Origin of the sequence: Oceanimonas baumannii, from assembly GCF_002245495.1 — a bacterium.
Lineage (GTDB): Bacteria > Pseudomonadota > Gammaproteobacteria > Enterobacterales > Aeromonadaceae > Oceanimonas > Oceanimonas baumannii.
This window is the reverse complement of the sequence record NZ_NQJF01000014.1, coordinates 75271-100722: the sequence shown is the minus strand read 5'-3', so window position 1 is coordinate 100722 and position 25452 is coordinate 75271. Positions and strand designations below refer to the sequence as shown.

Here is a 25452-nt window from a genome sequence, read left to right as displayed (position 1 = left end):
GCGGTCAGAACTTTCCCCTATCATTCTGACCACTTTCATCTGTTATTTACTCTATGTCTTCATAGGGCAGGCCGACATAATTTTCCGCTATGGTTCTGCGGCCGGCTTCAGAGCCGACAAAGTAATCCAGTTCAGTCTGCTGCATGCGTTTGGTAAAGGCATCGTTATTCGGAAAATCATGCAGCATGCTGGTCATCCACCAGGAGAAGCGTTCCGCCTTCCAGATGCGTCGCAGACAGATCTCCGAATACTTTTTCAGTAAATCGGTGCGACCTTCCTGGTAGACCTTGAGCAGGATGCGATACAGGGTGTTAACGTCACTGGCGGCCAGATTCAGTCCCTTAGCGCCGGTGGGGGGGACGATGTGAGCGGCATCCCCCAGCAGGAAGAGGTGGCCATACTGCATGGGCTCCACGACGAAACTGCGCAGGGGAGCAATACTTTTTTCCAGTGAAGGACCTATGACCAGCTTTTGGGCCTGTTCGCAGGGAAGGCGGTTACGGAGTTCATTCCAGAATCGTTCATCTGACCAGTCTTCCACTTTTTCGGTGGACGGAACCTGCAGGTAGTAACGGGTTCGGGTCAGCGAGCGCATGCTGCACAGGGCAAAGCCGCTCTCGTGACGGGCGTAGATAAGATCATGGTGTACCGGGGGAGTGTCTGCCAGCAATCCCAGCCAGCCAAAAGGATAGACCCGCTCAAACTCGGTCAGTACCCCCTCGGGAATAGACTTGCGGGAAACTCCGTGGAAACCATCGCAGCCGGCGATGTAGTCACAGTCCAGACGATGCTTCTCACCATTGTGTTCAAAGGTCACGTAGGGAGCGCTGTTTTTGAGATCGTGCAGTGTTACATCTCTGGCCTGGTAAAAACTTTTACCCTTGCCGGCGTTACGGGCTTCCATCAGGTCCCGGGTGACCTCGGTCTGGCCATAAACCATGACAGTTTTGCCACCGGTCAGGGTTTTCAGATCGATATGTTCGAGACGCCCGTCCAACGCCAGCTCAAAGCCTTCATGTATGAGTCCTTCCTGCTCCATGCGTTCATTGACACCGGCTTCACGCAGCAGATCTACCATTCCCTGTTCCAAAACGCCGGCGCGGATGCGGCCCAGTACATATTCGGGCGTCTGGCGTTCCAGAATGACGTTGTCGATCCCTGCCTTGCTCAGCAGCTGACCGAGCAGCAGACCGGACGGACCGGCTCCAATAATGGCAACCTGGGTTTTCATCACTTCCTCCACAGCCGGCAAGGCGGCTTCTCCTTGTAATGTTGATAAATTGTATTTTTGGTTATTCAAAGGTGAACAAGAAGGGACGTAATAAGTTTATAATTGGACTTTTTAAAACAAGAGGAGCTCTTGTGAGCGAGATCCCGATTTTCCAGCTGTATGGTGAACAGGCCCATTGGGCGGCCCCCGATATGCTGCACTATGAGTCGATTGCTCAGCGCAGCCGCTTGCATGATTGGGAGATCAAACCCCACCGGCACGGTGATCTTTACCAGTTGCTTTATGTACACCAGGGGGAAGTCGAGCTGAATATTGAAGGTGATATCTGGCTCATGAGAGAGGGGGCGTTGCAATGGGTGCCTCCCCTGTGCGTGCATGGCTTTCGCTTCTCTCCGGACGTGACCGGTGGTGTCCTGACCCTGGCAGTGCCGCTGGTCAGCCAGTTTGAACAGTCACTGAATATGCCCCTGGCCTTTGGCAGTGCGTCGCTTTGCATGGAGTTAGGAGAAGACGCAGTTTTGTTGCGTTCCTTGTTTGAAGGGCTGGCCCGGGAGTACTATCATCACTTGCCCGGGCGGCAACTGGCGCTGGCGTCCTGGGTTAACCTGTTGCTGACCTGGTTGCAGCGTAAAAGTCTGGAACGGGACAATGGCGAAGAGCTTGTTACCAAAAAGCACAAAATATTTTTTCGTTTTTCCCGGCTGGTGGAAGAGCACTACGCACAGCAATGGCCGGTGCAGAAGTATGCCGATACGCTGGGGATTTCTGTAACTTACCTCAACACACTCTGTCGTCGTTTGGGCGGGCAGAGTGCATTGCAGTTTATCCATCAACGGTTGTTGCTTGAAGCCAAACGCAGTTTGCTCTACACCGCCATGACGGTCAGCCAGGTGTCCGATCTACTGGGATTCAGTGAACCGGCTTATTTTTCCCGTTTTTTCCGTCGTCTGGCCGGGACCTCGCCCAACACTTTTCGACAGGCGGGGATAGCGCAGTTCGATTCCGTTTCCGAGGGGGAGAAAGAAGGACCACTCCGATGAAGGAGTGGCCCTACAGGCAGAATATATCAGCGTGTGAGGGTCAGAAGATCTTGGTCAGGCCAATACGGAACAGATCACCTTCGGTGGCATTGTCTACCCGATATTCATTGAGGTAGGCACCGGTCACACCAAAACCCTGGTTCGGCCAGAAATAGCCTACTTCCAGGCCCAGAGCGTGTTTCTCCACCTTGCCCGGCAGGGCATCACCGCCGGTATTTTCTTCCAGCTGCCAGCCATCGTAGCCAATCAGGCCGAGCTCTACGCCGTTGCTCAGGCGCTTGCCCAAGCCCCATTCCACCAGAAAGCTGTCTCCCCGGTTTACGCCGTTGTCGTCATCGAAGTTGATCTCGTAGCGGGACAGGGCAGAAAACGACCAGCTTTTGGCGGCGTCTATATAGTAGTTACCGCCCAGAGTGATCATGGCGCTCTTGTAGCCCTTTCCCGCGGAGGAAGGCTCTGAGGTGCTTCCGGTATCGAACCAGATCCCGGAGGCGAACACCGCATCCCACTGTTGGCCGTGCCAGCCCAGCACCACCGGGCCGATAAAAATATCACCCACTTCGGTTTCGCTGCTGTCGATGCCAAGCAGATCAAAGTCCAGGGAGGTGTGCTGGACGGGAATAATGGTTTCAAAGCCGTAGTCGGCGTTCAGAAACTGTTTATTGGTGATATGAATAAAGCGGTTGGCCAGGGCGCTTACCGTGCCGGTGTTGCTGCCAGGCAGGGCGTCGCCGTTGTCATCGTTAAGCTGGTCTATATCGTAATGTACCCCATAGCCCCGGTAATAGGTGCCGGCGGGGGGCACCGAGGAGCCCTTGACGCCTTCCACACCGGGCACATAGTGGCCGGTGACCGCCAGGGTGGCGGGCGAGCTTAGCAGCAGACTGGCGGCCAGGGTCAGCGCCTGGCTAGGGTTGAAGGCAGTCCGGACAGTTACACAAGTCATACAGCAGTCCTTTGGTTAAATCACGGCGGGCGGTGGCCCGCCGGTGGTGAATGATGATCGGAGCAGGCCCAGGGCCAATACCGGAAATAGGATGAGCAGCAGCAGTCGCACCAGATCCGACAACACAAAGGGCAGGACGCCCTTGTAAATCTGGCCTATCGGCACCTCGGGCGAGACGCTCTTGATCACGAACACGTTCATGCCCACCGGCGGCGTCATTAGCCCCAGTTCCACGGTGATCACCGCCACAATGCCAAACCACACGGGATCGAAGCCGGCATTAATAACCAGCGGCATCACCACCGGCACCGTCAGCAGTAACATAGCGATGCTGTCCATCACGCAGCCGAGCACCATGAACAACAGCAGCACGGCGAACAGCACCGCATAGGGGGGCAGTTGCCAGTCGGCCACCAGCTCGACCAGGAAAAACGACAGACGGGAGACCGACAGGAAATAACCGAAGATCTCGGCGCCGACGATCATAAAGAAGATCATTGCCGACAGCGCCAGGGTTTCCGACACCGCCTCGATCAGGCCGCGCCAGCGCATGCCGCGCACAAGGGCGATAACCAGGGTAATACCGGCCCCGATGGCGGCAGCCTCGGTGGGTGTGAACAGACCGCTGTAAATACCGCCGATGATCAGGGCGAATACCAGCATAAAGGGCAAAAAGCCGCGCATGTCTTTCAGTTTCTGGTTCCAGGCGGTGGCGCTACCGGGTTGGGCCAGGTGCGGATAGCGGAACACCAGCAGGGCGATGGTGGCGCAATACAGCACCAGTCCCAGCAGGCCGGGCAGCAGGCCGGCGATAAACATGTCGCCTACCGACTGCTCGGTGATCAGCGCATACAACAGCAGGGCGATGCTGGGCGGAATAATTATGCCCAGGGTGCCTCCGGCGGCCAGGGTGCCGGTGGCCAGGGAGTCGGCATAGCCGTGCTTGCGCATTTCCGGCAGCGCCACCCGCGACATGCTGGCGGCGGTGGCCACCGAGGAGCCGGAGATGGCGGAAAAGGTGCCGCAGGCGGACACCGCAGCAATGGCCATACCGCCGCGCCAGCCGCCAAACAGAGAGCGGGCGGCGCTGAACAGCTCCTGGGACATGCGCGCCTTGGAGGCCAGAACCCCCATCAGCAAAAACATGGGAATGGGACTGAAACTGTAATTGCTGAGGGTTTCAAAAGGCCCTGCTTCCAGCAGGGCCAGGGCCGGCTCAAAGGCCACGATCAGGCCAAAACCGATCAGGCCGGTCAGGGCCATGGCCAGGGCAATGGGGCAGCGCAGGGCGATCATTACCAGCATGCCGGCCAGGCACAGTAATCCAAGCAGGGCGGGGCTCATGAGTGACGCTCCTGTTCCGGGGCATGGGTGCCCATTACGATATTTACTCCCACCAGCAGGGCGCGCAGGGCCAGCACCGCCAAGGCCAGGGACGCAGCCTGATAGATGGCGGACATCGGCAGCAGCAGATCCTGGGTCAGCTCACCGGTCTGGCGGGCCGAGTGGGCGGCCTCGGTGAAACGCCAGCACCAGGCGGCACCGAGCAGACCAAAGCCCAGGGTGTAGCCACCGGTAAAAAAGCGCAGCCGGGCGGCGTTCATCTGCTGGGTGAACAAGTCCACCACTATCTGCCCCTTGTCCACCGCATGGGGAAAGGCGAGCAACATGGAAAAAAGCAGGCTGAACTTGACCAGCTCAATGCCGCCCACAAAGGTCAGATCCAGCTGACCATCGGTCAGGGAGAAGAGCCCCCGGGCGGCCACATCGGCGATCACTATCAGCATCATAGCGACGATCAGCACACCTCCGAGCCAGTACAGCAGCAGGGCTGCCCTGTCCGTCAATCGGGTCAGGCTATTCATGGTGTGATCTCCCCAAATCAGGTGCGACAGGCGTCGGCAAGTTCAAGGGCCCGCTGGTAGACCTGGTTGGCGGGCAGGCGGCGCTTTTCCAGGCCCGACAAATATGCCTGCCTGGACTGCTCAAATACCGGCTGCCAGTCGGCCTGTTGCACCGGCACCAGTTGGTGGCCGGCATCAACTGCCTCGGCACGGCCGGCACGGTCGAGCTCGTCAAATACCTGAGCCAGCTTCTGTGACCATTCTTTGCCGGAATGCTCAGCCAGCACGGCTTTCAGATCTTCCGGCATGCCGTTGTAGACCCGCTTGTTCATGGTGACCATAAATGACAGGGTGTAGAGGTTGACCTCGGTGTGATAATCGGCCTGCTCATTAGTGCGAAACACCTTCATGGCTTCCCAGGGAAAGGCCACACCATCGAGCACCCCCCGCTGCAGGGACGGATAGGTCTCCGGAGCCGGCATGCCCACCGGCTGGGCGCCCTGGGACTCAAGCAACTGGGCCACGACCGTGGTGGGCCGGCGGATCTTGAGACCGGCCAGATCGTCCGGGCTGGCTATGGCCTTGTCCCGGGTATGCAGGTAGCCGGGTCCGTGAGTAAAGAGATAAAGCACCTGGGTGTCGTCGTATTCCTTGGTGATCAGGCCTTCGTCAAAGAGCGACTGCAGCACGCAGGAGCCATGTACCGCCGAGTCGACCATACCGGGTAGCTCCATGATCTGGGTGAGGGGAAAGCGGTTGGCGGTATAGCCCTGCACGGTGGCGGTGATATCGGCGATGCCCATCTTGACCCCGTCATAACTCTGGGGCGCCTTGGTCAGGGTCTGGGCCGGGTAAAACTCCACCTGCAGGCGTCCGCCGGAGGCAGCCTTCAGTGACAGGCCCCATTCCTCAAAGCCCTGGTGAATGCCGGAGTTGGCCGGCCAGAAATGGGAGAAGCGTAGTGTGTAGTCTGCGGCCATGGCCAACGGGCTGGCGAGCAGAGTACTCAGGAGCAAGGTTGCAACTTTTTTCATAGGATCCCTCCCAGGTCGTGTTGTCTTGTTATTTCGGTGACAGTGTGTTTTCTGTTGAGTTACAACTTATTTTCATCAGTGAAACAAAATTAAGTCACCGGAAGGGAATAGAACAATGAAAAAGTGGGCGTCCTCTATATCGCTTTTAATATAAATAAGCCCTTGCAGCCGGATTGGAGTCAGCGAACAAACAACAGCAGCAATGAGACACTGGCAAAGGCGCTCAGAGTGGTCAGCAACAGGGTGCCGGCGGCGAAGTGCCGATGGCCGTACTGGCTGCCAAAAATGGGGTAGATGCTCATCATGGGCATGGCGGCCAGCAGCAGCAGCGCCAATTGCAGATCGGGGTCAAAGGGCGGCAGCAGCCAGATCATCAGTCCCACCAGCAGCGGATGGACTACCAGCTTGCCCGCTAACACCGGCAACATGGCGCCAATCTTGCTCTTGAGTGGGCTACCCACCAGGGAAGCGCCGATCACAAACAGGGCCACTGCCGCCGAGGCCTGGCCCAGCATGTCCAGGGTGGTGCTCAGGGAATGGGGCAGATGCAACTCGAGCAGAGAGATCAGCAAACCGGCGAGAATGGCGATGATCATGGGGTTGCGTAAAACTCGTCTGGGCAGGGTGAGCAGCACTTTTCCCAGAGACTGGCTGCTGTCCCGCGAAGAGTAGAACTCCAGTAACGCCATTGACAGGGGAATGATCAGCATGGCCTCCACCAGCATGGCCATGGCCAGGGCCTGACCGGCGATGCTATCCACCACCTGCAGCAGCACCGGAAAACCGAAGTAGGGGGTATTAGGCATCACCATCCCCATGGTTTTGAGGGAAGCCAGCACCGGATCCTGCCGCTGCAGGCGAAATAGCAGCAATCCGAGCCCCATCAGCAATAAGGATCCCAGGCCATAGGCCAGCATGAAACCGGGCTCGATAACTTCCTCTATGCGCATCTTGCTCAGGGTGCTGAGGATCAGGCCGGGCATGGCGAAGTAAAGTACGAAACGGCCCAGGCCGGGAATGGTGTCGGCAGGGATCAGACGACAGCGCACGGCACCGTAACCCATGCCTATCAGCAGAAAGATGGGGGCAGTAATGGACATGATGGCCAGCATGGGGCAACTCTCTTTTTATGTAACTTGCGGTTTCCGGCCGGGCGTACCGACCTGTAGGCGCTGGCTACCAGCCGACGCCGCGCCGCCGGTAGTGAATGACGACACGACGCAATGCTTGGGTTAGGTGTGTTCGGCGGTGTTCAGGATATCGTCAAACCAGGCCGCAGTAGCCCCCCCTTCCAGCAGGTGTTCTTGCAGTTCATCTAACTGCAACTCCACCCCGCATCGTTTCCGGATCAGCTCGAACAGGTGTTGCTCGCCGCCAAGGGCTTGCTGGCAGGCGGCCTTGACCAGTTCGTCGGCCTGATCCCGGGGCATCTCCCGGGCCAGGGCAAAGGTGGCGGCCTCGGCAAAAATCACACCGTGATACAGACTCAGGTTGGCCTGCATGCGCGCTGTGTTCACCACCAGGTGGTCAAGGGCATCCCGGGCATGGCGCAGAGCTACTGCTGTGCTTATCAGCATGGGGGGAAGGCTCAGCCATTCCTGGGTCCAGGCGCTGCCGCTGCGCTCGTGCTCCTGTACCATGGCCTGATGCATCTGGCCCACCTGGCCGGCATTGTGGCGGGCCAGGGCCACCAGGGTTTCGGCGTTCACCGGATTGCACTTCTGCGGCATAGTGGAGGAGCCGCCGCCGTTGGTAAAGGTGACCTCACCGACTTCGGTTTGGCTTAACCAGAGCCAGTCCTGGCCGATTTTGCCCAAGGCACCGGTGGTCATGGACAGCCAGTCGGCCAGCTCTACCAGGCTGTCGCGCTGCGTGTGCCAGTTGCGCCCGGGGGCCAGTTCCAGCCGTTCGGCCAAGCGTTCGGCAATGGCCGGCGCCCGCTCGCCCATGGCAGCCAGGGTGCCCACGGCCCCTGCCAGTTGCACCTTGAGCAGGCGCGGTTTCAGCTGTTGCAGCCGCTCCTGCTGGCGCAACAGGGGCGCCAGCCAGTTGGCCACCTTGAATCCAAAGTTCATTGGCACCGCCTGTTGGGTGCGGGTGCGTCCGGCGAGTAGGGTATGGCGATGGGCCCGAGCCAGCTTGGCCAGTCGCGCGACAATGCCTGACAGGCGCTGTTCAAAGACGGCGATCAACTCCCGGCAATTGAGCACCAGAGCGGTGTCGACGATGTCCTGACTGGTGGCACCAAAATGTACCCAGCGGGCCTGATCGGCTGACAGGGCCTGTTTCAGGGCCTTGACCAGGGCCGGCACAGGCACCCCGGCGGCGCCTGTGCCGCTGGCCAACTTGATGGCGGACAGGGGCAGCTCGGCGGCTGCCCTGGCGATGGCGGTGGCGGCCTCGGCCGGGATCAAGCCGCAGTCAGCCTGGGCCAGGGCCAGCTCACTTTCTACTCTGAGCATGGCGTCGATGCGGGCTTCGTCTCCCAGCAGGAGGGCGGCCTCGGTATCGGACAACAGTTCACAGAATAGGGCAGAGTCAAACGGAGAAATGCTAAACATGAATGGTCTCGCTGCGCAATCGTGATGGGACGGTCAAGATGTCAGCATACCGGCAACCGGCCAGCACCGGGGACATCGGAGTAGAAAAGAGGCCGGAAGCCTTGCCCGGCTCAGGCCCCTGCTCTGATTACACGTCGAAAAATACAGTTTCCTTGTCGCCCTGCATGTGAATGTCAAAGCGGTACTCGACCCCAGTGCCGGTCTCGTTGCGGCGGGCAATCAGGGTATGGCGACGCTTGGCTGGCACCAGGTTCAGCACTGGGTCGGCGTCGTTGGCACCGGCTTCATCTTCAAAGTAAACGCGCGTATAAGCATGGCTCAGCAGGCCGCGCAGAAACACCACCAGGGTAATAAAAGGCGCATGGCCGTCCTGTGCGGCCCCCGGTTTGAGGGTGTTGAACTCATAGCTCAGATCGTCGCGGGTGCCGGTGCCACAGCGGCCAAAGCCGAGAAAGCCCTGAGCCAAAGGGCGGCTGGCGCGTTGATCCAGGGGGTGGTTAAAGCGGCCGGCAGCGTTGGCCTGCCAGATTTCGATCATGGCGTCGTCGATGGCGACACCTTCGCCATCATAGACCTTGCCGGTGAGGCGAATGCGCTCACCCGTCACTTCGCCCTGCACCAGCTGGCTGCCGGCCACCTGGCCATGGTCGTAATGATACTGCTGAGCGGTCAGGCCATAGGCGAAGTAGGGGCCCACTGTCTGGGAAGGAGTTTGTTTCATGGTCATGGCTCAGGCCTCCACGGGGGTGGCGTTCACGCCACGCAGCACAATATTGAAGATATAGCCCAGGGCGAAACCCTCTTCGGTCACGTCCAAGGAGAACTCGCTGATCAGGCGAGCGCGGGCCCCGGCTGGGGTGCTTTCAAAAATAGGGTCATAGGGCAGCAGGGGATCGCCGGGGAAGTACATCTGGGTCACGAGACGAGTGGCGATGGACGGCCCGAACAGGGAGAAATGAATATGGTTGGGGCGCCAGGCGTTGGGGTGGTTGCCCCAAGGGTAGGCGCCGGGCTTGATAGTATAGAACTTGTAACGTCCCTCGGCGTCGGTCAGGCAGCGACCGGCCCCCAGAAAGTTGGGATCCAGCGGGGCGTCGTGCTGATCGCGCTTGTGCACATAACGACCGGCGGCGTTAGCCTGCCAGACTTCGATCAGGGTGTTGGGCACCGGCTTGCCGAATTCGTCAAACACCTGACCAGTGACCACGATACGTTCGCCCAGAGGCTCGCCGTTGACCTGGCCATTTTTGGTCAGGTCGTGATCCTGCGGGCCCACGACCTCGGGGCCAAAGGCCGGGCCGGTCAGCTCGGCCAGCTCGGGATCGATCCTGATCAGGTTTTGAGACGTGCCCCGCAACACGGAGGACTTGTATTCTGGGCAGATAAAGGCGGGATGGCTAGACCAGTCCCTTTTGGTCATGTCGCTCATGTTATTGCTCCTCTTGAGATTCGAATTCGTTGTACACGTCCTTAGCGATGCGGAACGCTGTATTGGCGGCAGGAACGCCAGCGTATACAGCGGTTTGCAGCAAGACTTCAAGCACCTCGGCCTTGCTGGCGCCGGTATTGCGGGTGGCACGAATGTGCATGGCCAGTTCTTCCTCATGGCCGAGGGCGGCCATGAGAGCTATGGTCAGCAGGCTGCGATCTCGCTTGCTAAGGCCGGTGCGACTCCATACAGATCCCCAGGCGCCTTCGGTAATAAAGGTCTGAAAGGGCTCGTCAAAGGGGGTCTTGCGAGACTCAGCCCGATCCACATGAGCGTTGCCCAGTACCGAGCGGCGTACCTTCATTCCTAGATCAAGGCGATTAAGGCCGGGCCGGTACTCTCCCAGAAAATCGATGATCAGGGCAGCCAGGGAGGCGGGTTGCTCTACGCAGGGCAGGTGACCTGCGTTGGCGATCACTTCAAAGCGGCTGTCGGGAATCAACGCGGCGGTGCTTTGCACCAGCTCCGGGGGAGTGGCGCCGTCCTGATCGCCCACCACACACAGGGTAGGCTGGGTCAGTCGGGCGCTGCTGTCGGTCAGATCTGCATCACGAATGGCGGCACAGGTGGCCACATAGCCTTCTACCGGGGTGCGTACCAGCATGTTGCGCCACAACGCCAGCTCCTGGGGCCGCTGCTGGCGGAAAACGGCGGCAAGCCAGCGCTCCATCACGGCGTCGGCAACGGCTTCGATACCGTGCTGGCGAATGGCCTGAATACGATCTTCCCAGCCTTGGGCAGGGCCAATTTTGTGGGCGGTGTTACACAGGATAAGTTCCCTGACCAGTCCGGGTCGGCGGGCGGCCACGCCCTGGGCGATCATGCCGCCCACTGACAGGCCACAGAGCGCCACCTGCTCAAACCCCAGGGAATCGAGCAGACCGATCAGATCGTCGATATGGTCATCAAGCCGGTAGGGGCCGGCAGGGCAGGCAGACAGACCATGGCCCCGCTTGTCGTAGCGTAAAAAGCGGAACTGGTTCGCCAGCAGGGGTAGCAGGGGATCCCAGACCCTCAGATCCGTGCCCAGTGAATTGGAAAAGACCAGCAATGGCAGATGGGCCGGCCCTTCCAGTTGGTAGTGGAGATGAACTCCGTTGATAGCCAGTGTCTGTGTCATGGTGTTGACCTGTATTGGCAAGTTAAGGCGCTAGCCTTCCAATGTTGCTTAAAGTAATGGTTATGTAAAATAAGGATTTGTGAGTTACCCATATCAAAAATGGAATGTATGGGCACCAGTTACTATAGATTGACCAATAAATGACTCAGCTGGCGAGTGTATGACCGGCAAGGTGGATTGAAAGCCGATAGGAATAAAAAGGCTCTTTTATATTCAATTTGATATGTGTGAAGGAAATAATTTCATTTTAAATATCGTTAATGGAACATTACCTTTGTGAGTAACATTGAAATAACATTTGAGCAATACCAAGGGAGCGGAGCGCAAGGATGATCCCTCGGTAAATAATGTGGCTCATTGATTGTTCTGGGCACTCGGTCATTTGGTATCCGTTGCCCGCGATAAACGATACGTTTAGAAGGATGTTGTTTATGACTACCGGTTCCTATCAGAACTTCGACCAGCAGCCCCTCGGCGGCCACTGGCGGGCGGGCGGCTCGGAGCGCAAGCTACAGGTGCTGAATCCCTTTACTCAGGAAACCCTGCTGGAGTTGAACCTAGCGACCCGGGAAGACCTTGACGAATCCTTCCAGGCCGCCCGCCAGGCCCAGGCTGCCTGGGTCGCCATGGCGCCGGCAGCACGCGCGGCCGTGCTGCATAAGGCCGTTGCGATTTTCGATCAGCGCAAGGATGAAATCGTCGACTGGATTATTCGTGAGTCGGGCAGTACCCGTATCAAGGCCCAGATCGAATGGGGCGCCGCCAGGGCCATTACCCTTGAAGCCGCTAGCTTTCCCTCTCGTGTGCACGGCCGTATTCTGCCCAGCAGCGTGCCGGGCAAGGAAAGTCGGGTCTACCGCAAGCCCTTGGGCGTGGTGGGCGTGATCAGCCCTTGGAACTTCCCCCTGCATCTGACCCAGCGTTCCGTGGCACCGGCTCTGGCCCTGGGCAACGCCGTGGTGGTCAAGCCTGCCAGCGATACCCCGGTTACCGGCGGCCTACTGATTGCCCGCATTTTTGAAGAAGCCGGCCTGCCCGCCGGTATGCTCAGTGTGGTGGTGGGTTCCGGCGCAGAGATCGGCGATGCCTTTGTCGAGCATCCGGTGCCGGCCTTTATCTCTTTTACCGGCTCCACCGAGATCGGCCTCAATATTGGCCGGCTGGCCAGTGGCGGCAAGCACCTCAAGCACGTTGCCCTGGAGCTGGGCGGCAACAGTCCCTTCGTGGTGCTGGCCGATGCGGACGTAGAGCAGGCGGTCAGTGCTGCTGTGGTGGGCAAGTTTCTGCACCAGGGGCAGATCTGCATGGCGGTCAACCGCATCATCGTGGAGCAGCCCTTGGCTGAAGAGTTTACTCGTCGCTACGTCGAGCGGGTCAAGGCGTTGCCCTATGGTGATCCAAGCAAGCCCGACACCGTGGTGGGTCCGGTGATCAACCAGAAGCAGCTGCTGGGCCTGCTAGCCAAAATAGAAACCGCCAAGGCGGAAGGCGCCAGTGTATTGGTGAGCGGAGAGCCGCGGGGTAACGTGTTGCCGCCTCATGTGTTTGGCAATGTGACCGCAGACATGGACATCGCTAAAGAAGAAATCTTTGGCCCCCTGGTGGGCATTCAGGTGGCCTGCGACGAGCAGCATGCCCTGGAGCTGGCTAATCGGAGTGACTATGGCCTGTCCAGCGCCGTGTTTACCGGCAGCCTGGAGCGGGGAGTACGCTTTGCCCAAGGCATTCATGCGGGTATGACCCACATTAACGACATGCCGGTTAACGATGAGCCCAACGCGGCCTTTGGCGGCGAAAAGAGCTCCGGTCTGGGTCGTTTCAACGGTGAATGGGCCATTGAAGAGTTCACCACTGATCACTGGATCACCGTTCAGCACGAACCGCGTCGCTATCCGTTCTGAGTTTCTAAAGACCATTCCCCCGGTGTGCCGGGGGAACAACTGCCTTTACCTAACAAATAAAGCAAGGAGCATCCAAGATGTCCGTGATTCGTTCCAAGGCAAGGTCCCTCGCCGTTGTCGTGTTGGCACTGCCGGCTCTGGTCGCTTTTTCTGTCAGCGCCAGTGGCGATGGTCAGTGGAAAAGCGGTGAGAACGTTTATCAGAAGGTCTGTGGCCACTGTCATGACACCAATGGCGACATTGGCCCGGTATTGGCCGGACGCGGCCTGCCGCCGGCCTATATCACTACTATTGTGCGTCAGGGGTTTCGGGCCATGCCGGCCTTCCCTGCTTCTTTTATCGATGATGATGCATTGCAGCTGGTGGGTGAATATATTCAGCAGTTACCGGCCCCGGTCAAGGAGTAAGCATGAGTATCGAACGTCGTTCCGTTCTCAAGGGCATGGCTCTCGGTGGTCTGGCAGGTCTGACTTTGGGCCGAGCCGGGTCGGCCAGTGCCGCTCCGGTGGCCGGCAGCCCCGCCGGAAAACCTCTGCTGATGCTGGTGAGCGGCGCCGAGGCCGAAGCCGCCTTCATGGCCGGCGTACGGGCCAACCCGGCCGGTCAGAGTGCTATCCTGTTGCGCACCGACAGCGGTATGGAGTTTCTTTCTGCCCTGCAGCAGCGACTGCACGGTGCCCGGAATGAGCGCATTATCGGCTTGGTGGATGACGCCAGCGGCGCCCTGATCCTGAGCCTGGCCCGCAGTGCCGGCGCCCGCCTGCACTGGTCTGGTCAGCATGTGTCCGAGGGGGGGCAGTCCCGTCACCGTCTGTCGGTCACCTCCGACGCCGGCGCCTGCATCGGTCAGTTTGCCGCCCTGAGTGAAGAGTGCGACCGGCCTTCCGCCCTGAGCGAGCAGATCCTGGCCGCCGGCCCTCAGTGGGCGCCTGCCCTGGCCTTTGCTCTGACTTCACCCGAGCCGGGTCGTCGCTATCTGCGTGCCGCGCCGCCGACCCGGGCTGCTGTTCCGAACGGCCACTATGTTTCATTTTCCATTGAGATCTGAAGGAAACCCATCTCATGAGTGAACAAAACTACAAGATATTGCCCCGCGACGTTGAACAGGGTGAGTTCCATCAGGCCATCGAGAAGTTTCGAGCCCTGTTGGGGGACGAAAACGTGCTGGTGGAAGAAGCTCAGCTAAAGCCCTACAACAAGATCATGATGCCCAGTGAAGACGCCGAGCACGCGCCGTCCGCCGCCGTTACCGCCACCACGGTGGAGCAGGTGCAGGGCGTGGTTAAAATCTGTAACGAGCACAAGATCCCAGTGTGGACTGTGTCTACCGGTCGCAACTTCGGTTACGGCAGCACCGCCCCCCACCATCGCGGCCAGATCATTCTTGATCTGAAAAAAATGAACAAGATCATCCATGTGGACGCCGAGCTGGGCACGGCCCTGGTTGAGCCGGGGGTGACCTACCAGCAGCTGTACGACTACCTGCAGGAAAATAACCTGCCGCTGATGCTGTCGTTCTCGGCGCCGTCCGCCATTGCCGGCCCCTTGGGCAACACCATGGATCGCGGCGTGGGCTACACTCCGTATGGCGAGCACTTCCTGATGCAGTGCGGCATGGAGCTGGTCCTGGCCAACGGTGAGGTATATCGCACCGGCATGGGGGGGGTAGAAGGCGATAACGCCTAGCAGGTATTCAAGTGGGGCTACGGCCCGACCCTGGATGGCATGTTCACCCAGGCCAACTATGGCATCTGTACCAAGCTGGGTTTCTGGCTGATGCACAAGCCGCCAGTGATCAAGCCCTTTGAGATCCAGTTTGAGGAAGAAACCGACATCGCCGAGATCGTCGAGTTCATCCGTCCTCTGCGTATCAACCAGGTGATCCCCAACTCGGTGGTGATCGCCGGCGTGCTGTGGGAAGCTTCCACCGCCGGTGTGCGGCGTTCCGACTACACTAGCGAACCGGGAGCCACCTCCGATGCCATTCTCAAGCAGATTCAGAAAGACAAGCACCTGGGGGCCTGGAACGTCTACTGCGCCCTGTACGGCACCCCTGAGCAGGTGGAGGTGAACTGGAGCATAGTGACCGGGGCGCTGAAGCAACTGGGTAAGGGGAAGATCATCACCGAGGAAGAAGCCGGCGGCACCGAGCCCTTCACCTATCGGGCTAAACTGATGTCCGGTGTGCCCAACCTGCGGGAGTTCGGCCTGTACAACTGGCGCGGAGGCGGTGGCTCCATGTGGTTTGCGCCGGTCAGTCAGGCCCGGGGCAGCGAGTGCGACAAGCAGTATGCTCTGGCCAAACAGATCCTCAATAAGCACGGCCTGGACTACGTGGGTGAGTTTATTGTGGGCTGGCGCGACATGCACCACGTCATCGACGTGCTTTATGACCGCACCAATCCGGAAGAAACCAAGCGTGCCGACGCCTGTTTTAACGAGCTGCTCGACGAGTTTGAGAAGCGCGGCTACGCCGTGTATCGGGTCAATACCCGCTTTATGGAGCGGGTGGCCCAGAGCTATGGCCCGGTCAAGCGTCGCCTGGAGCACACACTGAAGAAGGCCCTTGATCCCAACAATATCCTGGCCCCGGGCAAGTCCGGTATCGATCTGGACAAGTTCAACGACTGGTAAGCTGGCAGGGGGCCTGATAACACCCTGTGAACAAAGATGGCCGGTACGTTACCCGCTTTGAGTGGAGAGCTGTACCGGCCTTTTTATGCCTGCAGTGGGACTGGTTAGCATCAATAAAGGAGGCATCCCGGCCAGGCCATTCTGGTGGTGGTCGACAAGAAAATGTACCTGTTCGACGCCGGCCCCGGTTTTGTGCGCAACCTCAAGGCGCTGTCCGGCAAGGACTTTATGCCTCAGGACGTGATGTTCACCAATGACTCCATGTATGGTGGCCTGAACAAGGTATTTATTACCCATCTCGATTCCGACCATGTGCTGGGCCTGCCCGAGTTGCTGTTGCGGCCCTGGGTGCTGGGCCGGGATCAGCCCCAGCAGGTGATCGGCCCCAAAGGCACCCGAGGTTTGGTCGACAACACCCTGAAAGCCTTCCAGGATGATATCGACCACCGTCTGTATGGCACCCAGCCGGCCAATGCCGATGGTTACAAGGGTGAAGTGACCGAGATCAGCGAAACCCAGATCGTGCACCAGGATGACAAGGTCACCATCAAGGCGTTCCGGGTGCCCCACGGCAGCTGGGATGCGGACATGTCATTCGGTTACCGGGTAGACCCCCCCACCAAGACCATAGTGATCAGCGGGGATACCCGTAAGGATGAAGCCAACTACGAGAACTTCCGAGGCGCCGACATTCTGATCCACGAAGTGATGCACGAGGGCGCCATATCCCGCATGCCGGAAGACTGGCAGAAGTACATGTATCATGCCCATACCAGCACGAGCCAGCTGGCCGAGATCGCCAGGGAGGTCGAGCCCGGCCTGCTGGTGATGAACCACCCGCTGTTCTTCGGCACCACAGACGAAGACATGGTGGAAGAGCTGGCCAGACACTACGATGGCAAATTTGTACTGGCCCAGGATCTCGATCTCTACGAATAAACCGGCTTGGTCCGGAGATGAAGAAAAGGGCGCTTTGCGCCCTTTGTTCGTTCAGTGTTGTGAGCCGTCAGGATTGACGTCGGTTCACTACCGATATTCTCAGGAGCGACGTTTTTGTTAACTCCCTTTCTTCTCAATGGGGGTTGCCGTACTGCGCACGCTGTTCATAAATAGTTGAAGTGCCGGGGAGGGGATGGTATCGGCCCGTATAGTCAGGCCAACGGGCCCCAGGGTTTCTCGGGTGTCCAGAGGCAGTTCCATCAGTTCGCCTTCCTCTATTTCCCTTGCAACCACTCCTCGGGAAATGATCCAGATAGCATCGCTCTGGCGAATATATTCCTTACTGAACGAGTCCGAGATGGTTTCAATACGATCAGGTGGCAGGCCAACGCCCCTGGAGATCAGGAAGCGTTCGGCTGAGGCGGCAATAATGGACTCTTTCGTAGGGTATAGCACGATGAAGTGATGAATATCCTGGATATTGAAGGGGTTGGTTGCCAGCAGGGGATGTCCAGGCCGGACTACGAAAGTAATCCGTTCCGAATAAAGATGCTGGAACGACAGTCCTGTCATCAGCTCTGGCTCGGCCAGTCTGCCGACAACCAAGTCGAGCTCACCTACCCGTAGTTGCCCCAGTAGTAGGGTATTGGGACCGGAGACAAGATTGAGGGTAATATCCATGCCCGAAGTGCGAAAATGCATGATGGCCTTGGGTAATACGCTGGCAGCGACGGTGGGCAGCACGCCAATGTTAAGCCGTGTTTTCCCTTTCAACTGAGCTTGTACGATGCATTCTGTGCCTTCGCGCAGAGCAGTTATGCTGGCCCCAGCATACCTTAGAAACACCTCACCAAATTGGGTGAGCTCAACCCCTTTCTTGCTGCGCTTCAGCAGCTGCACCTCCAGCATGTCTTCCAGCTCCTTCAACTTCTTGGACACGGCCGGCTGGGTCAGCGCCAGTACATCGGCTGCCCGGCTGACGCTGTTCTGGCGGGCGACCTCGATAAAGCATTGCAAGTGACGGAACTTGATCCGGTTCTCTATCATCTGGGCCTCAGGTTATGTTGGGAGCTGGTGCAATATCAATACCTGGAAGGGGCATGGTGTCTGAGGACACGATGGTTACTCCAGGGGCAAGTAAAAGATATCATGTTACTAATTTGAGCGCAGTGATGGGCATTCGGAATGTTACAGCGGCAATGGCGAATATTACCGCAACTTCCATTCACCTTAGGGAGATCGCTGTGAGTGCCACCTCCATGCCTGAGCGGGTCAGCCATTAATGAATGCTGAGTGGCGCGCGTTCAGGTAAGAACAGACTATGGTTAAGTCCAGAGGATGGCTGCATTTGGTGCTGGACGAGTACTGCCAGAGCGCGACTTTAGATTATTGCAGGCTGATTATGGTGCTGAAAGACCTACCTCTGTCGTGTTATTGGGTATTGACCGAGGTGAACTCCTGACCTAGCCGGCGAAAGGCCGTCAGTACCAGGCCGTTGTCGCGGATCTCGAGATAATGCAGATTGCCGTCGGCATTGAGTACCAGGGTTAACTGCTGGCCTGCCTGAAGCCGGCTGAGCGGCTTGTAAGACGGTTCGGCGCGTACCAGGGCAATCAACTCTTTGCCGGGCAATTGCCATTGCCGGAACAACGAGGACAGTGTTTCACCCGGAGCCAGGGTATGATCTATGCGCTTGCCGCCGGCGGGCACATCAATCACCCGTTTATCGGCATCACTTAATGGTACCGTCAGGCTGCCGGTCACCGGGATGCCGGGGGCGGCGGGTTCTGGCTGCCAGCCCAGTAAGATCAGCCAGGCCGGGATGAGTATCATCAGAGCAAAGCGGTGCAGCCGGGGAAAACGTCCCAGTGCCGTCAGCAATTGGCCCAGCCCCTTGCGGGCAGGCAAGGTAAATTGGTTGAAGCGTGCACCTAAAGACGGATGCTGCTGATTTGTCGTGGTGCTTTTTGATCTGGTCATAATCCCCCTCCCTCGCGGCCACAAGTGTATCCAGCCACCTGTCACTCCACAAGCCGGTGGATAAGCTCTTTTACAAAAGAAAGGCTGCAGAACAGTGGCATGCGACAAGGCGTTTCACCCCGTGCCTTGCGGGTGCTAAAATAGCCGCCGTTTCACTTCTTCGAGGCCGGGCTCATTGCGTCCCGGGCCCTCACTCAACCAAGGCAGACAGAATGACAGTTAAAACACGGTTCGCCCCAAGTCCAACCGGCTTTCTTCATGTAGGCGGTGCCCGCACAGCCCTGTATTCCTGGCTTTATGCCCGTCACCAGCAGGGTGAGTTCGTATTGCGTATAGAAGACACGGATCTGGAGCGTTCAACCCAGGAAGCGATAGACGCCATTCTGGAAGGCATGAACTGGCTGGGCCTGACCTGGGATGAGGGTCCTTATTACCAGACCAAGCGTTTTGACCGTTATAACCAGCTGATTGATCAATTACTGGAAGAGGGCAAGGCATATAAATGCTATTGCTCTAAAGAGCGTCTGGAAGGCCTGCGTGAGCAGCAGATGGCTGCCGGTGAAAAGCCCCGTTACGACGGCACCTGTCGTCATGGCGAGCATGAGCATGCCGCCGATGCTCCTTGTGTTATCCGCTTTAAAAACCCCACTGAAGGCAGTGTGATCTTCGACGACCATGTGCGTGGCCGCATTGAGATCACCAATGATCAGCTGGACGATCTGATCATTCGCCGTACCGACGGTGCACCCACCTATAACTTCTGTGTGGTGGTCGATGACTGGGACATGGAGATTACCCATGTGGTGCGCGGTGAGGATCATATCAATAACACCCCTCGCCAGATCAACATCTACCTTGCCCTGGGCGCACCGGTGCCGGAGTTTGCTCATGTTTCCATGATCCTCGGCGATGATGGTGCCAAGTTGTCCAAACGTCATGGTGCGGTCAGTGTGATGCAGTATCGTGATGACGGTTACCTGCCTCAGGCGTTGCTGAACTATCTGGTGCGGCTTGGCTGGTCTCATGGCGATCAGGAGATTTTTACCCTTGATGAAATGATCTCCCTGTTTTCGCTCAATGCTATCAGCAAATCGGCGTCTGCCTTTAACACCGACAAGCTGTTGTGGCTGAATCAGCACTACATGAAAACCCTGCCTGCAGGGGAGGTTGCTGGCCACCTGGAGTGGCACATGCAGGATCAGGGCATCGACTGCTCACAGGGGCCGGCGCTGAGCGAAGTGATTGCTCTCTATGCCGAGCGTTGCCATACCCTGAAAGAACTGGCGGCTCAGAGCCGTTACCTGTTTGAAGACTTCAGCGAGTTTGAAGCCGGCGCTGCCAAAAAGCATCTGCGCCCGGTGGCTGCCGAGCCGCTTGAGCTGGCGCGCGTGCGTCTGGCTGAGCTGGCCGACTGGCAGCCTGCTGCTATTCATGAAGTCATTAATGCCGTGGCCGCCGAGCTGGAACTGGGCATGGGTAAAGTGGGTATGCCACTGCGGGTGGCGGTGACCGGTGTTGGTCAGTCCCCGGCCATCGATGGCGTGATGGCGCTGCTGGGTAAAGACAAGGTGCTGGCCCGCATCGATATGGCGCTGGCTTTGGTGGCGGAACGTGCCAAAGGCTAAAACAAAGCCATAAGTGATAACAACAACGGCGTTGTCAGGTACAACGCCGTTTTTTATTTGGTTTCCCTGGCCGTTCATTCTGCCACCGCATTGTTTAAAAATTGACAGCTCACACGATTTTTTTTATTTGCTTGTTGACTCTGAACGGCCCTGTGCCTATTATGCGCCTCGCTCGCAGGGACAAGGTCTCTGCAACGACTTGAGCGGGGCTATAGCTCAGCTGGGAGAGCGCTTGCATGGCATGCAAGAGGTCCGCGGTTCGATCCCGCGTAGCTCCACCACTTAAGTCGAGAGCAGTTTCTGCCAAATGGGGTTATAGCTCAGCTGGGAGAGCGCTTGCATGGCATGCAAGAGGTCCGCGGTTCGATCCCGCGTAGCTCCACCAGGCGGCAGAAACAAACACCAGTAAACAGCATTGTTTTGGGGCTATAGCTCAGCTGGGAGAGCGCTTGCATGGCATGCAAGAGGTCCGCGGTTCGATCCCGCGTAGCTCCACCAAAACAATCTGACCCGATTCGGGGCTATAGCTCAGCTGGGAGAGCGCTTGCATGGCATGCAAGAGGTCCGCGGTTCGATCCCGCGTAGCTCCACCAAATTCCGAAAAGCCGCAGTTAATCACTGCGGCTTTTTTCGTTCTGGCCTTTTTCCTTTCCGCTGCGCACAATAAAAACAAACTCGAACGAGACTGTTTTATGGAGCATTTCGATCATATATTTGAACGCGCCAGCGCCCGCCATGGCGGCGAGGCCGCGTTACGCCAGCTGATTGCCACGCCGGTTCTCAGTCCCGGTGAGCTCGCCGCCATTGCTGATGATCGCTGGTTGTCCTCTTTTACCATGAGTCTGTTTCAGTCAGGGTTTGTCTGGAAAGTTATCCGGGATAAGTGGCCGGATTTTGAACGGGCATTTTTCGGCTTTGATCCCCACAAGGTGCTGCTGCTGGATGAACCGCATCAGGAACGACTGAACAATGACACCAGCATAGTACGCCATGCAAAGAAGATTGCCGCCGTTCCGGTCAATGCACAGATGATACTGGATTCGGGCAAGGCGCACGGTGGCTTTGGTGCTTTTGTGGCAAGCTGGCCGTCGGATGATATGGTGGGGCTCTGGCAGCATATTCGCAGGCACGGCAAATTGCTGGGTGGCAATATTGCGCCTTATGCGCTGCGCCGGCTGGGAGCAGATACCTTTATATTCACCGGTGATGTCAGTGCCTATTTGCGGCACCATGCTGTGGTGGATGCCGCACTGGGATCCAAAAAGGGCATGACTCAGGCCCAGGCCGCTTTTAACATCTGGCGTGAGCAAAGCGGCTTGAGCCTGGGGGAGATCAGCAAGACCATCGCCTTGTCCATGGGTTAAAGGTAAGGCGCAAGAAACTCGCTCACCTGTTCGGCAATCAGCGGCTGGGCGGCAGCGGTGGGGTGAATTCCGTCATCCATCATCATGCCGTTCTGTCCCACCAGCGGAGCCACAAAAAACGGTAACAGCGGCAATTGATGATCGCTGGCCAGCCGGTTAAATACGCCTTCAAACTGTTGCAGGTAACGCCGGCCATAGTTGGGGGGGAGCTGAATATCGGTGAGTACCACCCGGGCTCCGGCGTCACCGGCCAGTGTGATCAGTTGCGCAAGGTTACGTTCAATCAGCTTGGGAGGCAGGCCGCGCAGGCCGTCATTACCACCCAGCTCCAGCAGTACCATGCTGGGCTGATGGCGTTGCAGCAGGGGCGGCAGCCGTTGCAGGCCACCCTGAGTAGTATCGCCGCTGACGCTGGCGTTCACCACTGTCACCTGCCGGCCTTCCCGCTGCCACTGCTCGGCCAGCAAGTGGGGCCAGGCCTGCTCCGAGCGCATGCGGTAGCCGGCACTCAGGCTGTCGCCCAGAATAAGCAGTGTGTCGGCCAGTACGGCGGGCGACATCAAAGAGACCAACAGCACAAGGATTCTCAGCATGACCACCTCTTCTCCCATTATTCGTGTAGTGGACCTCGAGCACAGGGTAGGCCTGGGCAACGAGCACATTACCATCCTTCAGGGTGTGAATCTGGAAGTCAAGGCCGGCCAGCGGCTGGCGCTGGTTGGCGCGTCCGGCTCGGGAAAATCGACCTTGCTGGGCCTGCTGGCGGGGCTGGACTCAGCCAGCCGGGGGGAAATTCATATTGCCGGGCAGCCGTTGCATCAGCTGGGTGAAGAACAGCGAGCCGCGCTCAGGGCCCGGCATATCGGTTTTGTGTTTCAGTCGTTTTTGCTGTTACCCACCCTTTCTGCGCTGGAAAATGTGATGCTGCCTGCCGAGCTGAAAGGAGAAAGCGGTAACCGGGAGCGGGCCATGCACCTGCTGGAACTGGTGGGGCTGGCGGACAGAGTGCGGCATTTTCCCGCTCAGCTCTCCGGTGGTGAACAACAGCGGGTGGCCATTGCCCGGGCGTTTATGACCGAACCCGACATCCTGCTGGCGGATGAGCCCACCGGCAATCTGGATCATCAGACCGGTGCGCGCATTATCGAATTATTGTTTGAACTTAACCGCCAGCACGGCACTACCCTGGTCATCGTTACTCACGATGAGTCTCTGGCCGGGCGCTGTGAGCGGCGTTTGCTGATGACCGCCGGTCATCTGGAGGAGCAGCATGACTAGCCTGGGCTGGGGATTAATCCGGCGGGAGGTCACCAGCGGGCCGCTGCGGTTGTTTGTGCTGTCACTGGCCTTGTGTGTGGCCAGCATTCTCAGTGTGACCCTGGTAGCAGACCGGCTCAATGGGGCGCTACAGGTCTCGGGACGGGACTATATTGCCGCCGATCGGGTATTGTCCGGCAGCCGGCCGGCCGATGCCGCCTGGCTGGACGAGGCCGAAGCGCGGGGTCTGCAGGTATCACAGGGCCAGTCCTTTAACAGCGTATTGTTCGCTAATGAACAGCTGCAACTGGCCAGTATACGTGCCGTGGATGACGCCTTTCCTTTTTACGGCGATCTGATACTAAGCCCGGCAGAAAAGGTAACGCCGGGGCAAATCTGGCTGTCGTCCCGCTTGCTGGCCCTGTTGCAGGTGGCACAGGGAGATCGGGTAGAGCTGGGTAATCTTGAGCTCACCGTGGCCGGGGAGCTGGTGAGTGAGCCGGATCAGGGCTTTTCTCCCTTTTTACTCGCTCCCCGGGCCCTGATACACCTGAATGACGTGGCGGCTACCGGCATTTTTATGGAAGGCAGTCGCAGCCGTTACCGCTATCTGTTTAAAGGCGAAGAGAAGGCACTGGAAGACTATGCCGGTTGGCTGCAGCCAAAACTGCAGACGGGCCAGCGCTGGCGCGGACCGAATAATGCCGACACGCCGGTGGCCCGTTCCATTACCCGTGCCGAGCAGTTCTTTCGGCTGGCATCGCTGATTGGTGTGCTGCTGGGGATCCTGGCCATGGCCATTGCACTGGGCTATTTTTCCCGGCGGGAACAGGACCGGATCGCGTTACTGAAGACCCTGGGCGCTGGCCGTCGCCAATTGCTGAGCTGGCTGATACGCCTGCTTTCCGGCCTGATGCTGCTGGGAGCGTCGCTGGGGGCAGCAGTGGGCTATGGCGTGCACCAGTTGATTCTACGGGCATTAGGGGATGCCATGGCGGTGCCGCTGCCACCACCTTCATTGATGCCCTTTCTGGTTGCCGGCGGGCTGGCGCTGCTCACCACCGTCATGCTGTCGGTGGTGCCCATGTTACGGTTACTGCAGGTACCGCCACTCAGGGTATTGCGTAACGAGGCCGAAGCGCGGATTTCTCCCTGGTTGAGCGGAGGCATTCTGCTGGCGGGCACGGTTGTGCTCAGCTGGCTGTTTGCCGGCAGTCTGGGGCTGGCTGCCGGGCTGTTGCTGGGGCTGCTGGCACTGGCTTTGCTGCTGGGCGGGCTGTGCCGTGGGCTGCTGGCACTGGCCCGCTTGCCCAAAGGCAGTGTTGCCTTCCGGCTGGCATTGAGCCGGCTGGAGCGGGTCAGGCTGAGCACCTTGCTGCAGTTTGGTGGGGTGGCGCTGGCGTTGTTTCTGGCAAGTCTGCTGTGGGTGGTCAGGGGGGAACTGACAGAAGGCTTTCTGGCCCGGCTGCCGGCGGAGACGCACAACCGCTTTCTGATCAATATTGCCAGCCATCAGCTGGATCCTGTACGTGGCACCCTGAGTGACAATGGTCTGGACTCGTCCCGCTTTTATCCCATCGTCCGCGGGCGTCTGGTACAGGTGAACGATGTACCGGTGACGGAGATTAACAGCGAGCGGGGCGGTGGCCTGGGGCGTGAGCTTAATCTTACCTGGAGTCGTCAGCTGCCGGAAGGCAACCGCATTATTAACGGGCAGTGGTCGGTGAGCGCAGGGGGAGTCTCGGTAGAAAGCGGGCTGGCCGAGCGGCTGGGACTGGCTTTGGGGGATCAACTGACGTTGGATCTGGCCGGGCAAACGGTATCCGCCGAGGTTCGCAGCATTCGGGAAGTCGACTGGGACAGCATGAAACCCAACTTTTATCTGGTGCTGAGTCCTGATGTACTGGCCGATTATCCGGCGGCCTGGATGGCCAGCTTTTATCTGCCGGAGAGCAAAAAGGCAGTGGAAGTGGAGCTTATCCGCAGCTTTCCGACCATGACCGTGTTTGATGTGGATGCCCTGTTGCAGCAATTGCGTACTGTTCTGGCACAGGTGAGTCAGGCGTTGCTGGTGATCATGGCGCTGGTGACCGCGGCCAGCCTGCTGGTGCTGCTGGCACAGGTAGAAGCGACGCTGGAAAGCAGGCGGCGTGAGCTGGTACTGCTGCGTACCCTGGGGGCGGGAAACCGGTTAATTCGCGCTTCATTGCGCTGGGAATGGCTGGGAGCCGGGCTGGTCGCCGGGCTGGCGGCCGCCCTGGCGGTGGAGTTGTGTGTGGCGGTATTGCTGCCCTGGTGGCTGGATTTACCCTGGCAGCCTCACCCCTGGCTCTGGCTGGTGCTGCCGGCACTGGGGGCCGGGTTGCTGCTGCTTACCGGCCGGGCTGGCGGCCTGCTCAGCGGCGCGTTAATCACCCGGTTACGGCAATGGGGATAACCCTTTCGAGCGCAGGCTCCGGCAACCCCACAGCTGCTTCGCACACCGGA

General features: G+C 58.6%; 24 protein-coding genes and 4 tRNA genes. 15 read left to right on the top strand and 13 right to left on the bottom strand.

From position 1 onward, the window contains the following. Positions 1–46: 46 nt before the first annotated feature. A complete protein-coding gene (gene pobA, locus B6S09_RS15635; RefSeq protein ID WP_094279442.1) occupies positions 47–1231 on the bottom strand; it encodes a 4-hydroxybenzoate 3-monooxygenase in 1185 nt (394 codons plus the stop codon). 131 nt (positions 1232–1362) lie between these two features. On the opposite strand from pobA, the gene B6S09_RS15630 reads away from it, so the two are divergent. After that, positions 1363–2271 (top strand): helix-turn-helix domain-containing protein, encoded by a 909-nt coding sequence (locus B6S09_RS15630; RefSeq protein ID WP_094279428.1) that lies wholly within the window; start codon positions 1363–1365, stop codon positions 2269–2271. A 40-nt stretch (positions 2272–2311) separates the two neighbouring features. Here the strand turns inward: B6S09_RS15630 and B6S09_RS15625 are convergent, their stop codons facing one another. The 9 genes from B6S09_RS15625 to pcaDC all read right to left on the bottom strand — a co-directional run bounded on the left by B6S09_RS15625 (position 2312) and on the right by pcaDC (position 11265). Beyond that, positions 2312–3217, bottom strand: a complete 906-nt coding sequence (locus B6S09_RS15625; protein ID WP_094279427.1) for a SphA family protein — start codon at positions 3215–3217, stop codon at positions 2312–2314. A gap of 15 nt (positions 3218–3232) precedes the next feature. Continuing rightward, positions 3233–4561, bottom strand: coding sequence for a TRAP transporter large permease (locus B6S09_RS15620; RefSeq protein WP_094279426.1), 1329 nt, complete (start codon positions 4559–4561; stop codon positions 3233–3235). After that, positions 4558–5082, bottom strand: a complete 525-nt coding sequence (locus B6S09_RS15615) for a TRAP transporter small permease subunit (RefSeq protein ID WP_094279425.1) — start codon at positions 5080–5082, stop codon at positions 4558–4560. The genes B6S09_RS15620 and B6S09_RS15615 overlap by 4 nt, the downstream gene beginning before the upstream one ends. Positions 5083–5099: 17 nt before the next feature. Continuing rightward, entirely contained in the window at positions 5100–6095 is a 996-nt protein-coding gene (locus B6S09_RS15610) for a TRAP transporter substrate-binding protein (protein ID WP_094279424.1), read from the bottom strand. 179 nt (positions 6096–6274) lie between these two features. Then, positions 6275–7207, bottom strand: coding sequence for an AEC family transporter (locus B6S09_RS15605; RefSeq protein ID WP_094279423.1), 933 nt, complete (start codon positions 7205–7207; stop codon positions 6275–6277). A 120-nt stretch (positions 7208–7327) separates the two neighbouring features. Further along, complete coding sequence (locus B6S09_RS15600; RefSeq protein ID WP_094279422.1) at positions 7328–8656, bottom strand: 3-carboxy-cis,cis-muconate cycloisomerase; 1329 nt, start codon at positions 8654–8656, stop codon at positions 7328–7330. Positions 8657–8783: 127 nt separating this feature from the next. After that, positions 8784–9383 (bottom strand): protocatechuate 3,4-dioxygenase subunit alpha, encoded by a 600-nt coding sequence (gene pcaG, locus B6S09_RS15595; RefSeq protein WP_094279421.1) that lies wholly within the window; start codon positions 9381–9383, stop codon positions 8784–8786. Between the two features lie 3 nt (positions 9384–9386). Beyond that, a complete protein-coding gene (pcaH, locus tag B6S09_RS15590; protein WP_094279420.1) occupies positions 9387–10085 on the bottom strand; it encodes a protocatechuate 3,4-dioxygenase subunit beta in 699 nt (232 codons plus the stop codon). 1 nt (position 10086) lies between these two features. Continuing rightward, positions 10087–11265, bottom strand: coding sequence for a bifunctional 3-oxoadipate enol-lactonase/4-carboxymuconolactone decarboxylase PcaDC (gene pcaDC / locus B6S09_RS15585; protein WP_094279419.1), 1179 nt, complete (start codon positions 11263–11265; stop codon positions 10087–10089). A gap of 431 nt (positions 11266–11696) precedes the next feature. On the opposite strand from pcaDC, the gene B6S09_RS15580 reads away from it, so the two are divergent. From B6S09_RS15580 to B6S09_RS15560, 6 genes are all read left to right on the top strand, one after another. Then, positions 11697–13166, top strand: a complete 1470-nt coding sequence (locus B6S09_RS15580) for an aldehyde dehydrogenase family protein (RefSeq protein WP_094279418.1) — start codon at positions 11697–11699, stop codon at positions 13164–13166. Positions 13167–13243: 77 nt separating this feature from the next. Then, on the top strand, positions 13244–13573 hold the full coding sequence (locus B6S09_RS15575) for a c-type cytochrome (RefSeq protein WP_094279417.1): 330 nt from the start codon (positions 13244–13246) through the stop codon (positions 13571–13573). 2 nt (positions 13574–13575) lie between these two features. Beyond that, positions 13576–14214 carry a hypothetical protein gene (locus tag B6S09_RS15570; RefSeq protein ID WP_094279416.1) on the top strand — a complete coding sequence of 213 codons (639 nt, stop codon included), beginning with the start codon at positions 13576–13578 and terminating at the stop codon, positions 14212–14214. A gap of 14 nt (positions 14215–14228) precedes the next feature. Continuing rightward, the gene (locus tag B6S09_RS18570) at positions 14229–14852 is read left to right on the top strand and encodes an FAD-binding oxidoreductase (RefSeq protein WP_208321766.1); all 624 of its coding nucleotides are present in this window, start codon (positions 14229–14231) and stop codon (positions 14850–14852) included. A 39-nt stretch (positions 14853–14891) separates the two neighbouring features. Beyond that, a complete protein-coding gene (locus B6S09_RS18565) occupies positions 14892–15800 on the top strand; it encodes an FAD-linked oxidase C-terminal domain-containing protein (protein ID WP_208321767.1) in 909 nt (302 codons plus the stop codon). Positions 15801–15938: 138 nt separating this feature from the next. Then, positions 15939–16739: an MBL fold metallo-hydrolase gene (locus tag B6S09_RS15560; protein WP_279586675.1), complete on the top strand. Its 801-nt coding sequence runs from the start codon at positions 15939–15941 to the stop codon at positions 16737–16739. 117 nt (positions 16740–16856) lie between these two features. Here B6S09_RS15560 and pcaQ read toward each other — a convergent pair whose 3' ends face one another. Then, positions 16857–17786: a pca operon transcription factor PcaQ gene (pcaQ, locus tag B6S09_RS15555; RefSeq protein WP_094279414.1), complete on the bottom strand. Its 930-nt coding sequence runs from the start codon at positions 17784–17786 to the stop codon at positions 16857–16859. Between the two features lie 384 nt (positions 17787–18170). Beyond that, positions 18171–18719 (bottom strand): LysM-like peptidoglycan-binding domain-containing protein, encoded by a 549-nt coding sequence (locus tag B6S09_RS15550; RefSeq protein ID WP_094279413.1) that lies wholly within the window; start codon positions 18717–18719, stop codon positions 18171–18173. A gap of 212 nt (positions 18720–18931) precedes the next feature. On the opposite strand from B6S09_RS15550, the gene gltX reads away from it, so the two are divergent. From gltX to B6S09_RS15520, 6 genes are all read left to right on the top strand, one after another. Beyond that, positions 18932–20344, top strand: coding sequence for a glutamate--tRNA ligase (gene gltX, locus B6S09_RS15545; protein ID WP_094279412.1), 1413 nt, complete (start codon positions 18932–18934; stop codon positions 20342–20344). 205 nt (positions 20345–20549) lie between these two features. Beyond that, positions 20550–20625, top strand: a tRNA-Ala gene (locus B6S09_RS15540). Between the two features lie 28 nt (positions 20626–20653). Then, positions 20654–20729 (top strand) — tRNA-Ala (locus tag B6S09_RS15535). A gap of 37 nt (positions 20730–20766) precedes the next feature. Then, positions 20767–20842: transfer RNA gene (locus tag B6S09_RS15530), tRNA-Ala, on the top strand. Between the two features lie 19 nt (positions 20843–20861). After that, positions 20862–20937 (top strand) — tRNA-Ala (locus B6S09_RS15525). Between the two features lie 99 nt (positions 20938–21036). After that, a complete protein-coding gene (locus tag B6S09_RS15520; protein WP_094279411.1) occupies positions 21037–21708 on the top strand; it encodes a DNA-3-methyladenine glycosylase I in 672 nt (223 codons plus the stop codon). Here B6S09_RS15520 and B6S09_RS15515 read toward each other — a convergent pair. Further along, positions 21705–22301, bottom strand: a complete 597-nt coding sequence (locus B6S09_RS15515; RefSeq protein ID WP_094279410.1) for an arylesterase — start codon at positions 22299–22301, stop codon at positions 21705–21707. The two genes, B6S09_RS15520 and B6S09_RS15515, sit on opposite strands and share 4 nt — an antisense overlap. Here B6S09_RS15515 and B6S09_RS15510 point away from each other — a divergent pair. After that, a complete protein-coding gene (locus B6S09_RS15510) occupies positions 22300–22986 on the top strand; it encodes an ABC transporter ATP-binding protein (RefSeq protein ID WP_094279409.1) in 687 nt (228 codons plus the stop codon). The genes B6S09_RS15515 and B6S09_RS15510 overlap by 2 nt on opposite strands. Then, the gene (locus tag B6S09_RS15505) at positions 22979–25402 is read left to right on the top strand and encodes an ABC transporter permease (protein ID WP_094279408.1); all 2424 of its coding nucleotides are present in this window, start codon (positions 22979–22981) and stop codon (positions 25400–25402) included. The genes B6S09_RS15510 and B6S09_RS15505 overlap by 8 nt, the downstream gene beginning before the upstream one ends. The last annotated feature ends 50 nt before the right edge of the window (positions 25403–25452 follow it).

Excerpts from the sequence above, each read along its gene's own strand:
- pobA (WP_094279442.1), bottom strand. The coding sequence starts at position 1,231 with ATGAAAACCCAGGTTGCCATTATTGGAGCCGGTCCGTCCGGTCTGCTG.
- B6S09_RS15625 (WP_094279427.1), bottom strand. The coding sequence starts at position 3,217 with ATGACTTGTGTAACTGTCCGGACTGCCTTCAACCCTAGCCAGGCGCTG.
- B6S09_RS15620 (WP_094279426.1), bottom strand. The coding sequence starts at position 4,561 with ATGAGCCCCGCCCTGCTTGGATTACTGTGCCTGGCCGGCATGCTGGTA.
- B6S09_RS15615 (WP_094279425.1), bottom strand. The coding sequence starts at position 5,082 with ATGAATAGCCTGACCCGATTGACGGACAGGGCAGCCCTGCTGCTGTAC.
- B6S09_RS15610 (WP_094279424.1), bottom strand. The coding sequence starts at position 6,095 with ATGAAAAAAGTTGCAACCTTGCTCCTGAGTACTCTGCTCGCCAGCCCG.
- B6S09_RS15605 (WP_094279423.1), bottom strand. The coding sequence starts at position 7,207 with ATGCTGGCCATCATGTCCATTACTGCCCCCATCTTTCTGCTGATAGGC.
- B6S09_RS15600 (WP_094279422.1), bottom strand. The coding sequence starts at position 8,656 with ATGTTTAGCATTTCTCCGTTTGACTCTGCCCTATTCTGTGAACTGTTG.
- pcaG (WP_094279421.1), bottom strand. The coding sequence starts at position 9,383 with ATGACCATGAAACAAACTCCTTCCCAGACAGTGGGCCCCTACTTCGCC.
- pcaH (WP_094279420.1), bottom strand. The coding sequence starts at position 10,085 with ATGAGCGACATGACCAAAAGGGACTGGTCTAGCCATCCCGCCTTTATC.
- pcaDC (WP_094279419.1), bottom strand. The coding sequence starts at position 11,265 with ATGACACAGACACTGGCTATCAACGGAGTTCATCTCCACTACCAACTG.
- B6S09_RS15580 (WP_094279418.1), top strand. The coding sequence starts at position 11,697 with ATGACTACCGGTTCCTATCAGAACTTCGACCAGCAGCCCCTCGGCGGC.
- B6S09_RS15575 (WP_094279417.1), top strand. The coding sequence starts at position 13,244 with ATGTCCGTGATTCGTTCCAAGGCAAGGTCCCTCGCCGTTGTCGTGTTG.
- B6S09_RS15570 (WP_094279416.1), top strand. The coding sequence starts at position 13,576 with ATGAGTATCGAACGTCGTTCCGTTCTCAAGGGCATGGCTCTCGGTGGT.
- B6S09_RS18570 (WP_208321766.1), top strand. The coding sequence starts at position 14,229 with ATGAGTGAACAAAACTACAAGATATTGCCCCGCGACGTTGAACAGGGT.
- B6S09_RS18565 (WP_208321767.1), top strand. The coding sequence starts at position 14,892 with ATGTTCACCCAGGCCAACTATGGCATCTGTACCAAGCTGGGTTTCTGG.
- pcaQ (WP_094279414.1), bottom strand. The coding sequence starts at position 17,786 with ATGATAGAGAACCGGATCAAGTTCCGTCACTTGCAATGCTTTATCGAG.
- B6S09_RS15550 (WP_094279413.1), bottom strand. The coding sequence starts at position 18,719 with ATGACCAGATCAAAAAGCACCACGACAAATCAGCAGCATCCGTCTTTA.
- gltX (WP_094279412.1), top strand. The coding sequence starts at position 18,932 with ATGACAGTTAAAACACGGTTCGCCCCAAGTCCAACCGGCTTTCTTCAT.
- B6S09_RS15520 (WP_094279411.1), top strand. The coding sequence starts at position 21,037 with ATGGAGCATTTCGATCATATATTTGAACGCGCCAGCGCCCGCCATGGC.
- B6S09_RS15510 (WP_094279409.1), top strand. The coding sequence starts at position 22,300 with ATGACCACCTCTTCTCCCATTATTCGTGTAGTGGACCTCGAGCACAGG.
- B6S09_RS15515 (WP_094279410.1), bottom strand. The coding sequence starts at position 22,301 with ATGCTGAGAATCCTTGTGCTGTTGGTCTCTTTGATGTCGCCCGCCGTA.
- B6S09_RS15505 (WP_094279408.1), top strand. The coding sequence starts at position 22,979 with ATGACTAGCCTGGGCTGGGGATTAATCCGGCGGGAGGTCACCAGCGGG.